This window comes from Anaerostipes stercorihominis (assembly GCF_057535655.1).
Genome location: NZ_BAAJCL010000001.1, coordinates 123,051 through 137,090 on the forward strand (window position 1 = coordinate 123,051; position 14,040 = coordinate 137,090).

General features: G+C 39.4%; 15 protein-coding genes. 1 reads left to right on the plus strand and 14 read right to left on the minus strand.

Annotated elements, in window-relative coordinates; all coding sequences use genetic code 11:
• Window positions 1-25: 25 nt before the first annotated feature.
• The 6 genes from AC27EF_RS00595 to AC27EF_RS00620 all read right to left on the minus strand — a co-directional run bounded on the left by AC27EF_RS00595 (window position 26) and on the right by AC27EF_RS00620 (window position 5,669).
• Window positions 26-1,486, minus strand: a complete 1,461-nt coding sequence (locus AC27EF_RS00595; RefSeq protein WP_487108228.1) for an aminoacyl-histidine dipeptidase — start codon at window positions 1,484-1,486, stop codon at window positions 26-28.
• 129 nt (window positions 1,487-1,615) lie between these two features.
• Entirely contained in the window at window positions 1,616-3,862 is a 2,247-nt protein-coding gene (locus tag AC27EF_RS00600; protein ID WP_487108229.1) for a diguanylate cyclase, read from the minus strand.
• Window positions 3,863-4,045: 183 nt separating this feature from the next.
• Entirely contained in the window at window positions 4,046-4,552 is a 507-nt protein-coding gene (gene thiW / locus AC27EF_RS00605; protein WP_487108230.1) for an energy coupling factor transporter S component ThiW, read from the minus strand.
• 95 nt (window positions 4,553-4,647) lie between these two features.
• Window positions 4,648-4,779: a hypothetical protein gene (locus AC27EF_RS00610; protein WP_487108231.1), complete on the minus strand. Its 132-nt coding sequence runs from the start codon at window positions 4,777-4,779 to the stop codon at window positions 4,648-4,650.
• Between the two features lie 38 nt (window positions 4,780-4,817).
• Window positions 4,818-4,973, minus strand: a complete 156-nt coding sequence (locus AC27EF_RS00615) for a hypothetical protein (protein ID WP_487108232.1) — start codon at window positions 4,971-4,973, stop codon at window positions 4,818-4,820.
• A 237-nt stretch (window positions 4,974-5,210) separates the two neighbouring features.
• Window positions 5,211-5,669, minus strand: a complete 459-nt coding sequence (locus AC27EF_RS00620; RefSeq protein WP_487108233.1) for an MATE family efflux transporter — start codon at window positions 5,667-5,669, stop codon at window positions 5,211-5,213.
• 456 nt (window positions 5,670-6,125) lie between these two features.
• Here AC27EF_RS00620 and AC27EF_RS00625 point away from each other — a divergent pair, with 456 nt between their 5' ends.
• The gene (locus AC27EF_RS00625) at window positions 6,126-7,001 is read left to right on the plus strand and encodes a cation diffusion facilitator family transporter (protein WP_487108234.1); all 876 of its coding nucleotides are present in this window, start codon (window positions 6,126-6,128) and stop codon (window positions 6,999-7,001) included.
• A gap of 24 nt (window positions 7,002-7,025) precedes the next feature.
• Here the strand turns inward: AC27EF_RS00625 and AC27EF_RS00630 are convergent, their stop codons facing one another.
• The 8 genes from AC27EF_RS00630 to topA all read right to left on the minus strand — a co-directional run bounded on the left by AC27EF_RS00630 (window position 7,026) and on the right by topA (window position 13,972).
• Window positions 7,026-7,250 (minus strand): GNAT family N-acetyltransferase, encoded by a 225-nt coding sequence (locus AC27EF_RS00630; protein ID WP_487108235.1) that lies wholly within the window; start codon window positions 7,248-7,250, stop codon window positions 7,026-7,028.
• A 221-nt stretch (window positions 7,251-7,471) separates the two neighbouring features.
• Window positions 7,472-7,822 carry a GNAT family N-acetyltransferase gene (locus AC27EF_RS00635; RefSeq protein ID WP_487108236.1) on the minus strand — a complete coding sequence of 117 codons (351 nt, stop codon included), beginning with the start codon at window positions 7,820-7,822 and terminating at the stop codon, window positions 7,472-7,474.
• 26 nt (window positions 7,823-7,848) lie between these two features.
• Window positions 7,849-8,268 (minus strand): GNAT family N-acetyltransferase, encoded by a 420-nt coding sequence (locus tag AC27EF_RS00640; protein ID WP_487108237.1) that lies wholly within the window; start codon window positions 8,266-8,268, stop codon window positions 7,849-7,851.
• 35 nt (window positions 8,269-8,303) lie between these two features.
• Window positions 8,304-8,837: a GNAT family N-acetyltransferase gene (locus AC27EF_RS00645; RefSeq protein ID WP_487108238.1), complete on the minus strand. Its 534-nt coding sequence runs from the start codon at window positions 8,835-8,837 to the stop codon at window positions 8,304-8,306.
• Window positions 8,838-9,258: 421 nt separating this feature from the next.
• Entirely contained in the window at window positions 9,259-10,191 is a 933-nt protein-coding gene (gene tsf / locus AC27EF_RS00650; RefSeq protein ID WP_487108239.1) for a translation elongation factor Ts, read from the minus strand.
• A 28-nt stretch (window positions 10,192-10,219) separates the two neighbouring features.
• Entirely contained in the window at window positions 10,220-10,948 is a 729-nt protein-coding gene (rpsB, locus tag AC27EF_RS00655; protein ID WP_487108240.1) for a 30S ribosomal protein S2, read from the minus strand.
• Between the two features lie 138 nt (window positions 10,949-11,086).
• Complete coding sequence (codY, locus tag AC27EF_RS00660; RefSeq protein ID WP_487108241.1) at window positions 11,087-11,854, minus strand: GTP-sensing pleiotropic transcriptional regulator CodY; 768 nt, start codon at window positions 11,852-11,854, stop codon at window positions 11,087-11,089.
• A 15-nt stretch (window positions 11,855-11,869) separates the two neighbouring features.
• Window positions 11,870-13,972, minus strand: coding sequence for a type I DNA topoisomerase (topA, locus tag AC27EF_RS00665; protein ID WP_487108242.1), 2,103 nt, complete (start codon window positions 13,970-13,972; stop codon window positions 11,870-11,872).
• Between the last annotated feature and the right edge of the window lie 68 nt (window positions 13,973-14,040).

The window sequence follows — 14,040 nt, forward strand, 5'->3', positions numbered from 1 at the left end:
TTCAAATAAATTTGAAAAGTAATTTTTATTTAGCCGTCAATGCCTTTAACACATCTTTGAGAAGCTGATAAAACCGTTCAAAAGAATCCAGCGGAAGATATTCATCTGGAGTATGACATCCGCAAATCGTAGGTCCGACTGCAATCGCATCCATTCCAGGCAACGCATCGGAAAATAATCCGCACTCCAGTCCCGCATGGAGAGCTTCAATCTTCAGCTCTTGTCCAAACAATCTCTGATAGCTGTCCTTAAATACCTCACGAATCTTGGATTCCTCCGCATAGCTCCATCCTGGATACTCTCCACTGAAATCACAGGTAAAACCGAACGTCTGGGCAAGCAGACAAATTCGCGCTTTCAAATCTTCCATTAAAGATGCCACTGAGGATCTTGGAGAAAACGTAATCAGCATGTGATCTTCTCTGGTTTCCGCTACTCCCATATTACAGGAGGTCACAACAAAACCGTCCATTTTCATATTTCGTTTCTGTACTCCATTCGGCGCCAGATACATTGCATGAATGATTGCCTCTCCATCTGCTTTGCTCATCGCTGCCGCACTGCCATTCTCCAGAGAAATACAGCAGGTAACATCCGGTTCCTGCGGGATAATTTCCTGTTTTATCTTCTCGGCCAGATCCTCTGCTTCTTTTTTGGCCCTTACTGCTTCTTCTGCATCTTCATAAATCAAAAGAGCTTCACATTCTCTGGTAATGGCATTATCCTTGGTTCCCCCGCGAAATTCCACAAGCCTTCCATCCGTATTTTGAAAAAGATCATAGACCATTCTCGCCATCAGCAAATTGGCGTTTTGGCGTCCCTGATCAATATCTGTTCCGGAATGCCCCCCCAAAAGATTAGAAATCTCAATCCGTAATGTTGTTCCGTGGATCTTCTCTCTTTGTATATTTCTGGTACATGCAATCCGCATTCCGCCTGCGCAACTTACTGTGGCAATTCCCTCTTCTTCTGAATCCATATTAATCATAGTCCGCGCCTGAATCAATGATTTATCCAGCGCTTTCGCACCGAATAGTCCAATCTCTTCCTGAGTTGTGAATACACATTCCAGCGGAGGATGTACCAAAGCATCGTCGTCCAGCACCATGAGCATCAGCGCCACTGCCACTCCGTTATCAGCTCCTAACGTCGTTCCGTCTGCGGTGACAACACCGTCCTTAACTATCAGATTCAGTCCTTCTGTTGTAAAATCATGTTCTACACTGGATAACTTTTCGCACACAATATCCGTATGTCCCTGAAGCATAACCGGAGGAAGATCCTCAGCGCCGCTGCTTCCCTCTTTTTTAATTATCACATTGTGCAGTTCATCCTGATAATGCCAAAGATTTCTATTCTCGGCAAATTGAACAAGGTAATCACTGATTTCCTTTTCATTTTTGGATCCTCTGGGAATTGCACAAATCTCTTCAAAAAACTTAAATAATCTTTGTGGTTTGTATCCTGTAATCTTATACTCCATCATATACTGCATCCCTTCTTTATTATATTTTCCTAAAAAACCTGCAATCATACAGGCTTTGATCTGTTATCACTTTACCACATCCCACTGTTTTTTACAAATCCATTTTCTCCGTACGCTTCTCCCCTGATTCTATCTTTCATCCTCATAGACGGCATAACCGTTCTTCTGGTTTCTTTTCACCTGATACAGCATTTTATCCGCTTTTTGATATAATTCTTCAAAAGTTGCACCGTGCTGAGGAGCAATAGCAATCCCAAGAGAAGCTGATATCTTCACCGTTTTTCCATCTTGGCAATACGTCTTGTTTAAAATCTCACATAATTCGCAAAAAATATGTTCCATTCTGGAAAATCCCGGGGTATGAAACGCCATTACAACAAATTCATCTCCTCCCAGCCTTCCAATCAAATCATTCTGCCGGAACTTTGTCTTTAAAATCTCAGCCACATCCTTCAGCACCCGATCCCCATATTGATGTCCGAACGTATCATTGACTTCTTTAAAATTATCTAAATCCAACAATAAAAACATATGGCTGCCTTCCAACGCCCACAAAGATGATTCCAGAAAACCATCTGCTTTCTGCTGAAACGTAGCTGCATTGTATAATCCGGTCAAACCGTCTTTTTCTGCCCGTTCCTGCAAACTCAATTCCTGTCTCTTTTTTTCATCAATATCGTTAAAAATCATCAGGGCTTCTATATGACCGCTTTGCTCATCCTGCATCAAATAAATCATGCAGGAAACCCAGATCTCCCCAGATTGGCTTTTCATCTTAAACTGAACCTCTGTAGCCTCTTTTTCCCGATGATACTCATTGACTAAATTTTCTTCCGACAATTCTGAAATCACTCTTTTCCGATCGTTTTCCGCCATACCACAGAAAATGTGTTCCTTTAGATACTGTTGATATGAAATGGACTCCGGCAAAATATCTCCATCTTCCTCCAGCACCCTTCCAATTCCCAGATCCACTTTACATGTTAAAAATGCATCCGCGTTCAAAGCATCTTGAATCTGCTGTTTCTCTTTTAATAATTCTTCCTGATATTTTTTCTCGCTGACATCCTCCACAATCCCCACTGTGTTTGCAATTCGATGATTTTCATCATAAAGATTTTTCATCATCACCTTCATCCATTTGGGTTTTCGCTCCCCCCTCGTTTTAATAACAGCTTCACAAAAATCCAATTCCGGAATTTTGTCAAACAAATCACGAAAATCTGTCAGGGATTCCTGTTCAATCACGCCCTGGTTTAAAATAGATTCCGGAACCCTTTCTATAAAATCGGATGAAAATAAGATATTTTTTACACCTGCTCTTGTACGAAGCACTTTTGTTTTATAATTATACTCAAAAACAATTTGCTCTGTCTGCTGAATAGCTATCTGCATCATTTCTTCACTGCTTAACGCTTCATCATGAGATTGCTTTAACTCTTCTTTTACCTTTTTATTGTACCAGTATAATCCTGAAATCAAAATCAAAAATGCAGCGATGATCTCTAAGGACATCATCAGCATATTTTGCCTTGTCTTTTTTGTATCTTCTTTTAAATATTTGCTGTTGATCGTAGAAAAGATATAATAGTCTTTTAATCCCAACGGAGCATAATAAGAAACCCGCTCTTCTTTTCCCAATCGAAACGTAAAATACCCGGATTTACGATTTTTCATATCCTGCTTTAATTTCTTCTGATTTCCTTCTAAAAATTCATATTCTGAGACATCCTGCCATAAATTTTTGTACTTCATTAGCACATCCTGCGTTTTGAATCTGGTAACATAATCTCCTTCTGAATCTACAATCTGAACATAAATATCTCCGCTTGTCTCATTTCCTAAAACCTTATGAATTGTGTATAAATTTAAAATACCGAACACAATGCCTTTGTTTTTGCCATCTTCTTTGATCGGCACTGCCATCACCTGGATCTCTTTTCCCGGAATCAGTTTTGATACCAATGTATCAGAAATTGTCGGCGTTCCCTTCATAGCCTCCTTAAAATATTCTCTATCAGCAATATTATTTTTCCGTGTCTTAGAATCAATGGAATTTCCCGTTTGGTCACTGACTCCCACATTATCAAAATAACCTGTTTGTTTCAATAATTGAATCTGCTTAGAAACAGACGAATCATAAATAGATGAAGATCCGGAGATTGTGTCTGCCAGGATCTCTAAAGATTCCAACATATCTGAATATCTATCCTGCGCATTAGAAATACCCAGTTTTGCAGTTCTTTCCAGTTCATCCTGCTGACTCTTTAGTTCTGAACGAAATAGAGTCTTGTTAAATCGCACAAAAGCATGAATGATGAGTAAAATCGTACATAAAACGACAACGCCCATAATTTGTGTTTTTTTCCTGCTCATGCTCCCCACTGTAATCTTTCCTTTCAATTGAATGTCTTTTTAGATTTTATCACAAAACCCTATTAGATTTCAATATCTGCAAATTTACTTATCTTTCAAACTAAGGCGGACGTATCCATTTTAACGCCGCATCATCAAACAAAAATATCAGAGAAATTCGGAATCGAAATTCTCTGCCTGCCTTTATTCTTGGAGCATCTGCTCAATTACTGAAATTGCCTTGGATTTGCATAACGCCATCAGGATCACTGCCGCCATCAGCGTACCGCAGACAGTGCTCAAAAGGAATGGTCCCACAAAGGTAAATAACGCCGCGGTCTGTCCCATTATAAGAGAGGCAATGGGATAACAGAGTATGCCTCCTAAAATTCCAGTTCCAAAAACTTCTCCTATATAAGCTCCCCACCGGGATTTGGTATAATAGAAAACGATTCCACTGACCAGAGCTCCAACCATACTGCCTGGAAATGCTAAAAGTGTTCCTGTTCCGAAAAGATTCCGAATCAGCGCCGTACAAAATGCCATACTCACACCATAAATCGGTCCAAGAAATACTGCTGCGATCACATTCACCAGATGCTGAATGGGAAAACACCTGGATGCTCCAACGGGAATGGAAAAAGAAGATAAAATTACAGCAACGGCAGTCAGCATTGCGGCAATTGTCAGCTTTCTTAAATTAAGTTTCATTTTTTTCTTCCTTTCTGCCTTTTGCTTTCCATTCTATCACATCCCCAATAAAATCTGTACTCTTTTTTTGCTCTGATCCAGAAGTTTCTGCACAGTCATATCCGTACGCCCAGTATGTGATCTTCCACACTGCAGTCATCCGGCAAAGCCTCTGTCATATCTTCAGCGCTGCCTGCCACGCCTCTGGTTCCATGGGTGCAGAACAATACAATATGTTTCCCTGACAAATTATTTTGCTTAACTGTCCATCCGTTCTGTCAAACCTCTATTTTTTTGACATCTGTTCCAGTTTTTTCGCCATCCTTAGATTTTCTTTTTTCAATCGTTCGTTTTCTTCCTGTAATCTCTTCAATTCATTCTGATAAATCTCCACCTGCTTCTCCAGACTTTTCTCTTGCACTTCCCGCTTAATCTGAACCATTTTCCTCTCTCGAATCGTCTAAAAAAGCAAACTGAATATATCATCCAATCCAGACACATAGCAAACGCAACTCCTATCACATCCAGATTCATCCAGATGCCAAACATCAAAGAAAAAAGAACTTTGCAGCCTATGGTGGATGCAATACTTACATATATTGTAAATCGAACATCTCCCACTGAACGCAGCCCATTGGAGAGCGCACCGGAAAACGGATAAAAAAGCGCATTAAAAATATTATGTATCAACACAAGCTTGATAACCAGCCCCCTTGCTCCTCCTGACAAAGCATAGCCTTTTAAAATCATAGGGGTGCTTAAAAAATATCAGACCATTCCATACGATCGACAGCGGCAGCGTAATCCGTAGCAGTTTTCGCATGTAATATTGAGCGGCCTCCCAATCCCCCGCTCCCATGCACTGTCCGATCACGGTGATAAATCCCAGTCCCATCGCTGTTCCCATCAAAGCTGCCACTGACCAGAAGCTCTGCTCCACTCTATTTGCTGCAATCTGTATCGTTCCAAACAACGCCGTAATACTGCTTAAGGCGACTTTGACCAGCTGAAACATTCCGTTTTCAATTCCATTAGGAACAGCTCCTGCGCGAAGTACAAAAATCCCAATCGCATTTCCTATCACATTGATTCCGTTGGAAGCCACAGAAAGGTACATAGTAACCTTGGTCTTTCCCATACTCCGACACACATCTGTTCCATATGAAAACCAAGGCTGTCAGAAGGCAGGACAACGGCAGAGAAATTATCAGAAGCTGGCCCGCGGAAAGATTTCCTTTCTTTCGATCCCAGTTCCCGATATACCGACTGATCACCACAGCTCCACCTCCCGCCAATGCCGAGAACAAAAAAAATAAATACAGTGTTGAACATATTGACAAGCGAAACAGCGGAACCATCAACTCTTTTAGCACTCTGTTAGAAAATATCTTTCGTTCCACAGGTATCCTATGTCTCGGCTCTATCAGTGATATATCTAATACTTAGTTTGAATAAGCTTTTATGCTTAAAAGACATTCATTTAACTTCGTATTCTAATTGGTCTTGCACGGCTGCTCATTGCTTATAATATCCTGCACCAAACTAAGAAATGATCATATTCTAATATGAACGTTGAAAATGAACAGGATCTGTTATGAATCATCAAAATACCATCCTAAAAAAAATATCTGTGGTGGATACAGCAGGAAATATCTTTTTATCTGTATTCAAATTATTTGCCGGCATTTATGGACATTCCGCAGCCATGACTTCCGATGCCGTCCACTCCCTTTCCGATGTATTTGCTACTTTCGTTGCATTGATTGGAGTGAAGCTTTCCAAAAAATCAGCGGACCGCCAGCATCCTTATGGACACGAACGAATGGAGTGTGTCGCTTCCTTGCTTCTATCAATGATTCTTTTTGCAACTGGATTGGGCATCGGCAAAACCGGACTTTCCTGCATTTTTTTCGGAAATTATACCTCTTTGCCTATTCCGGGTCCAATTGCTCTGGCGGCCGCCGTTATCTCAATTCTTTGCAAAGAAGGAATGTACTGGTACGCCCGGCATTATGCTAAGATTTTAAATTCTACTGCCTTTATGGCAGACGCATGGCATCATCGTTCCGATGCTCTTGCATCCATCGGCTCTCTGATCGGAATTGCCGGATCTATGCTAGGATTTCCAGCGTTAGATCCTATCGCAAGCGTAGTCATTTGTTTCTTTATTCTGAAAGTTGCACTCCATATATGTCATGACGCCATTCAAAAAATGCTGGATACTTCCTGTGGAGAAGATTATGAAAAAAATCTCCGAAGTTATATTACCGCACATCCCGATGTAATTTGTATTGATCTCCTTCAAAGCAGAATGTTTGGAAATAAAATATATATTGATTTAGAAATTCAAGTTGATGGTACAAAATCTTTATGGGAAGCACACGAAATCGCAGATCAAATTCATCAGACCGTAGAACAAAATTTTAAAGAAATCAAACACATTATGATTCATGTGAATCCCTTTCTCTAATGATGGAATAAAAGAATAGGATCTTCAAATTCCGAATTCTTTTGCACATTTTATCATTCCGGAAAGATCTGATGCAGTTTCACTGAATCTGCAAGCCATAAAATTTTCTCCCGGAACATCAAATGGCGGCTCTATGCCAAATTTCTCTGCCTCCACGCATCCCATTCGAGGATAGTATGTTTCACTTCCAAAAACAACAGAATATTGATACCCTAATTCTTCTGCGATTTCATGCCCTTTTTTCACCAAAGCAGTTCCGACTCTTTTTGCTGAATTATCATAAAAAAATCTCCTCTAAATTCAAATCATGCCACAGCTGTTTCTTTACTTGTACATAATGTATCAGGAAACATTGTGAGCAGCCACCAGAAACATTAGGTGTAAAACTATTTGAACGAATCAAATACAGTGTTTATCTAACCGCAGAGGGAATGCTTTTTCGCAGACGCGCGCAGGAAATTATAAATTTATCAGAAAAGCAAAGCAGGAGATTTCTCAAAGTAATGATACGCTTTCAGGGGACGGTTCACTTTTCCCACAATTCCTTGACAGCGATATTCCTTGTCTGTATATACTGCACATACATTCGGCGCAAGGTCTTTCCTGTTATGAAAATCATTTTCGATTACTCCAAGACCCCCTACAATCCGTTCTTTATCTAAGCAAAGATACCAACCATACTCTGTTTCATGATTGAGATATGCTTCCATACATTCAAGATACGCTTCTTGTGGCACTTCCCATTTATCATGAAACCATGCTGCAGCAGCTTCTTTTAATTCTGGCTTTTGTCTTAAAGTAACATAGGTAAATTCTTTCATATCTGCCTCCGCAACTTTCAAATTTGCTAAATTCTCTTAATAAGAAACATTTCCATTGGTTGCTCATATCTTGGAATATCTATAACAAAACCACCACAATCTTTATATCCTAATTTTCTATAAAAATGCTGTGCTTCTTCATCAACCTGTGTAAAAGTCAGAAGCATACCATATCCTTGTGATTTCATGTCAGCTTCCCAATGCTCCATAAGTTTTTTCCTATAACCTTTTCCTTGATAATTCCAATCAACAAACAACATTGTACAAAATGGCGTATTATCCCAAAAAAGATTATATCTCAACAAGCCTATCGGCTTATTATCATCTAATAAAACATATCCTCTTTTTTCTCCAACTTTACTGTCAAATTCCTGTTCTGGCAAATGCTTATCAAGACTATACCAAAACTCTTTATCTTCTAATTGAACATATCTGATTTCCAGCATTTCCTCGCCTCTTTAACTTCCAATTTGCTAGTTTATTACTGTTCAGTAATTGTCTTTATATAAAACAGACAAGTTAAAGGGACTTGCTTTTTATCCAAGTCAAGCACAACTTGTCGTTCTTCTGCCCGTGCAAAACCTCTATGCTCATAAAATTGATAAGTGCAAGCATTATCTGTGTATAAATAAATAAGTTTTCCGCTTTCATCTTTTTCAAATGCAGACAATAATGCTGTTCCAATACCTTTAATTTTGCAATCAGGGTCAGCGGCAAGAAAAATTATCTCTCCATCAGGTCTATTCTTTTGACAAAAAGACTTATACATATCTTTATTCGCTTCATCATATTCTTCAACACCTTTTCCCGCCACAAGATGCTGAAGCCAATCAAATATCTTCACATAAATCGCTTTTGACACGCTGTAATAACGTTTTGGCTCATTCTTTATTTCTGCAAGTAAAACACCCACAAAAATATCATCAGCATAAGCACCATAAACTTTTGTTGCACGATTTAGTTCCATATACCAGAAATATTTTGCGTACAAATCCAAAATAACTTTGCTATCCATATACCAATCTAAATGCATTCCCTAAATTGCAAATTTCTGAGCTTTTTTGTAATCTTGTTTGCAAACTTCTTTTATCTCAATCAATAGCTTCACTCCTACAACTTCTCATTTATATATTTTTTATATTGCCATATTCTTTAACATCTAACACCAGTTATTTTCAAAAAAGAGGGTATATTACTTTCGTAATATACCCTCAACACTCAATATCATCTGTTCCTTTCCGATAAATTAAAAACTACGCAAACTTCGCACACTCTGTTTCGTCAAATCTCCTGACGAATTTCCCGACGAAACTTTTACGAAAATCTACCCGATATTTTATGATAGATTTTAATAATTTACGAAAGGTTCAAAACTGCTTCAATCATGCATAGTTGCTTGACTTTAAGCACATTTCCAGACTTTATTCAATTTCAGATTAGTTTCCCATCTGTTTTGCTACTTCTTCTGCAAAGTTCTCTTCTTTTTTCTCGATTCCTTCTCCAGTCTCGAAACGAACGAATCCTTTGATTGTTACGTTGGCATTATTTGCTTTCGCAACCTGCTCTACATATTTGCCAACTGCCTGTTTTCCGTCTTCAGCTTTTACATAAACCTGATCTAACAGACATACTTCTTTTAACTCTTTATTCAGACGACCAATGATCATCTTTTCAATGATATTTTCTGGTTTGTCCGGATTTTCATTCATAGCCTGAACTTTTAAGATTTCTGTTTCATGATCGATATACTCTTTTGAAACTTCATCTCTGCTTGTATATTTTGGAGAAATAGCTGCAACTTGCATTGCTACGTTCTTTGCCATCTCTTTGATTTCATCATTTACGACGTCAGTGGCAACTTCTACCAATACACCAATTTTTCCGCCGGCATGAATATAGGAAGCAACGAATCCATCTTCCGCAGAAACTTTATGGAATCTTCGGATATTCAGGTTCTCTCCGATTACCGCAATTTTTCCATCTAAAACTTCTTTTACAGTCTTACCGGCTTCCGCCTTAGATTCTTCTGCAAGAAAAGCTTCAATGTCTTCTGCCTCTGTTGTCAGCGCTTGTTCTGCAACTTCCGCTACATATTCTTTAAATGTATCATTTTTAGCAACGAAATCAGTCTCAGAGTTTACTTCAACAATTGCTGCTGTTTTCGCATCATCAGAGATTGTTGCTGCAACTAAACCTTCTGCTGCAATACGACCCGCTTTTTTCGCTGCTTTTGCAAGACCATTCTCTCTTAAAAATTCTACCGCTGCATCCATATCTCCTTCTGTCTTTGTAAGAGCCTTCTTACAATCCATCATCCCTGCACCGGTCATTTCTCTTAATTCTTTTACCATTGCTGCTGTAATAGCCATGATTTCTTCCTCCTAAAATAACTTATGATTACTCTTCGTCTTCTGCAGCTTCCTCTGCTTCAGACTCTGCATCGATTCCCTGATTTGCTTCGATAACAGCATCCGCCATTGCAGATGTAATCAGTTTTACTGCACGGATTGCATCATCATTTCCCGGGATGATATAATCTAATTCTTCAGGATCGCTGTTTGTATCTGCGATTCCAACAAGAGGAATTCCTAAAGTATGTGCTTCCTGAACACAGATGCTTTCTTTCTTAGGATCTACGACAAAGATCATATCCGGAAGTCCGCCCATTTCTTCGATTCCACCTAAGTTTTTCTGAAGTTTATCCTTTTCTTTGTTCAGCTCTAAAACTTCTTTCTTTGGAAGTACATCAAATGTTCCGTCTTCTTCCATCTCTTTGATCTTTTTCAGTCTTGCAATTCTAGACTCAATTGTCTTGAAGTTTGTCATCATTCCACCTAACCATCTCTGATTTACGTAGAACATTCCGCAGCGTTCTGCCTCTGCCTGAATTGAATCCTGAGCCTGTTTTTTTGTTCCGACAAACAGAATTTTTCCGCCCTGAGCTACACAGTCTTTTACTGCATTGTATGCGTCATCCACCATTCCTACAGATTTCTGTAAGTCAATAATATGGATGCCATTACGCTCTGTATAGATATACGGTGCCATTTTAGGGTTCCATCTTCTTGTCTGATGTCCGAAATGAACACCTGCTTCCAGTAACTGTTTCATTGAAATTACGCTCATTATAAAATCTCCTTTAGTTTGTGCTTCCGCCATTTTCAACGTTTCAGCAAACCTTTCGGCACTTACCAAAATTCCAATGGCGTGTTTATTTTTACCTATGACAGTATACCAAATCTTGTTTTTGATTGCAAGTTTTTTCTAATCAAGCTTCCCGATTTCGTCAAATATAAAGTCATTGATTACTTTAATATAAGTTCCCTTCATACCGGAGGAACGGGTTTCCACCACTCCAGCGCTTTCCAGCTTGCGCAGTGCATTTACAACGACAGATCGTGTAATACTAAACCGATCCGCAATTTTACTGGCAACTAAGATCCCCTCATTTCCATCCAACTCTTCCAAAATATGAACAACCGCCTTATGTTCTGTAAAGGATAACGTACTGATTGCTGAATCTACAATATCTTTTTTCCTTCTTTCCAGCTCCACCTCTTCGCTGACAGATCGAAGCATTTCCAGCCCGACCACGGTTGTTCCGTACTCTGCCAGGATAATGTCATCAATGGAATACGCTTCATCCTGGCGGTACATAAACAGCGTTCCAAAGCGTTCCCCTGCAATGTCTATCGGAGCAATTATAACAAAATAATCTTCCATTTCCGAATCAAACCCTAAGGTTGAGAGGCTGACATTTTCATTGGTAGACAAAATTGCCAGCAGTCTCTCGTTCAGAGAGAAATCAACATAATCTTTCACATTACCGGAAATCAGCTGATGAACAATTTGAATATGATCTGCTTCATTTTTTCCAAGGATTTTTCCTTTTTTGCTAATGACCAGTACATTGGATTTCATTACCTCCGTCAGTACTTTACAAATATCATTAAATACGACTTTCTGCGAATTATTGTTATGCAGCAATTTATTAATTTTTCTTGTTTTATCTAATAACTGTATACTACTCATGTCCTTTCTTTCTCCTTATTCCGCAGCTGCATTCTCGGAAATCTCCTCTTTTTCTTCCGGCAGACTGCAAACAAAACCACATTCCTTATTTGAACATACCAATTTTTTGCCTTTTTCAATCATATAACTTCCACATTTTTCACATTTCACAGTAGAAGGCTTCTGCCATGACATAAACTCACATTCGGGATTATTTTCACATCCATAATATTTACGTCCTTTTTTTGTCTTTTTCAGAACTACTTCTCCACCGCAAATCGGACATGGAATTCCCACTTTCTCAAAATGAGGCTTTGTATTTCGGCATTCCGGGAATCCGGGACAAGCCAAAAATTTTCCGTACGGTCCGTATTTTACTACCATATTACGCCCGCACTGATCACAGATTACGTCGGTTACCTCATCTTCAATTTTAATTTTTTCGAGTTCTTCTTCTGCATTTTTTACGGCAATTTCAAAATCCGGATAGAAATTTTCGATGACAGATTTCCATCGAACTTTCCCCTCTTCCACCATATCAAGCAGTCCTTCCATCATCGCCGTAAAATTCACATCGACGATTGTCTCAAACCCTTTTTTCATCATCTGATTTACCGACTCTCCAAGTTCTGTAACATAAAGATTTTTCTTTTCTTTTACAACATACCGTCGGGCAACGATTGTGGAAATCGTCGGAGCATAGGTACTCGGTCTTCCAATTCCGAATTCTTCCAACGTCTTCACTAAAGATGCTTCTGTATAATGTGCCGGAGGTTGTGTAAAATGCTGTTTTGGATCAAATTCGCCTAAAGAAAGCTCCGTGTCCTGATCAATGGATTTTAATATCACATTTCCCTCTGACTTTTCATTATTAATATTATACACTGACAAAAACCCATCGAATACAATTTTAGAAGCCGAAGCCGTAAAGCGATAATCTCCTGCCGCAATCTTTACAGATGTATTCTCATATTTTGCAGAAGCCATACGACTTGCCATAAAACGGTTCCAAATCAGCTGATACAAACGGAACTGATCTCTTGATAGTTCTTCTTTAATACTAACCGGAGAATTCTCCATATAGGTCGGGCGAATTGCCTCGTGGGCATCCTGCACTTTTTTATCGTCTTTTTTCGCCGTATTTCCTGCCCCAACGTATTCTTTTCCGTAATGCTCAGCAATATACTCCTTGGCTGCCGTATCTGCCTCCACAGAAATTCTCGTGGAATCCGTACGGAGATAAGTGATTAAACCGACATTTCCTTTTCCTTTAATATTCACACCTTCATACAGCTGCTGTGCAATGCGCATTGTTTTCTGAGGAGCAAAGTTTAATTTACTGGATGCATCCTGCTGCAGCGTACTGGTTGTAAATGGAAGAGGTCCCTTTTTCAGTCGTTCCCCAACCTTGACCGAATCCACTTTGAATTCCTTTCCTTCCAATTCCTTTAACAGACGATCCATTTCCTCTTTACTGTGAATTTCAAGTTTCTGATCCTGATCTCCGATAAATTTCGCAGCAAGCGGCTTTTTGCTGCCCTTTACATGCAGCATGGCATCTAAAGACCAATACTCCTGTGGAATAAACAGGCTGATTTCTTCTTCTCTGTCACAAATTAAACGCAGGGCAACTGACTGCACACGCCCGGCGCTCAAACCGCGTTTGATCTTAGCCCACAAAATCGGACTGATCTGGTATCCGACAATTCGATCCAGGACTCTTCTGGCTTGCTGGGCATCAACCAAATTCATATCAATTTCCCTTGCATTCTTTATGGAATCCTTGACTGCAGTCTTTGTGATCTCATTGAATGTAATACGACTGCATTTTTTATTTTCCAATTTTAATGCATGATAAAGATGCCATGAAATTGCTTCTCCCTCACGGTCTGGGTCCGTTGCCAGATAAACTTTATCCGCCTTTTTTACAGCTTTTCTAAGCGCAGCCAGAACCTCTCCTTTTCCCCGAATGGTAATATATTTAGGCTCAAAGTCATGTTCAAGGTCAATTCCCAGCGTACTTTTGGGAAGATCACGAACATGTCCATTGGAGGCAATCACCTCATAGTTCTTACCAAGGAATTTTTTAATTGTTTTTGCTTTCGCCGGTGACTCGACGATAACCAGATATTTCGGCATATTAAATTACCCCTTATTTATATTTTTTCAAGAACGCCGTCTGCAGTCTCTGCCATAGGCTGCATCGA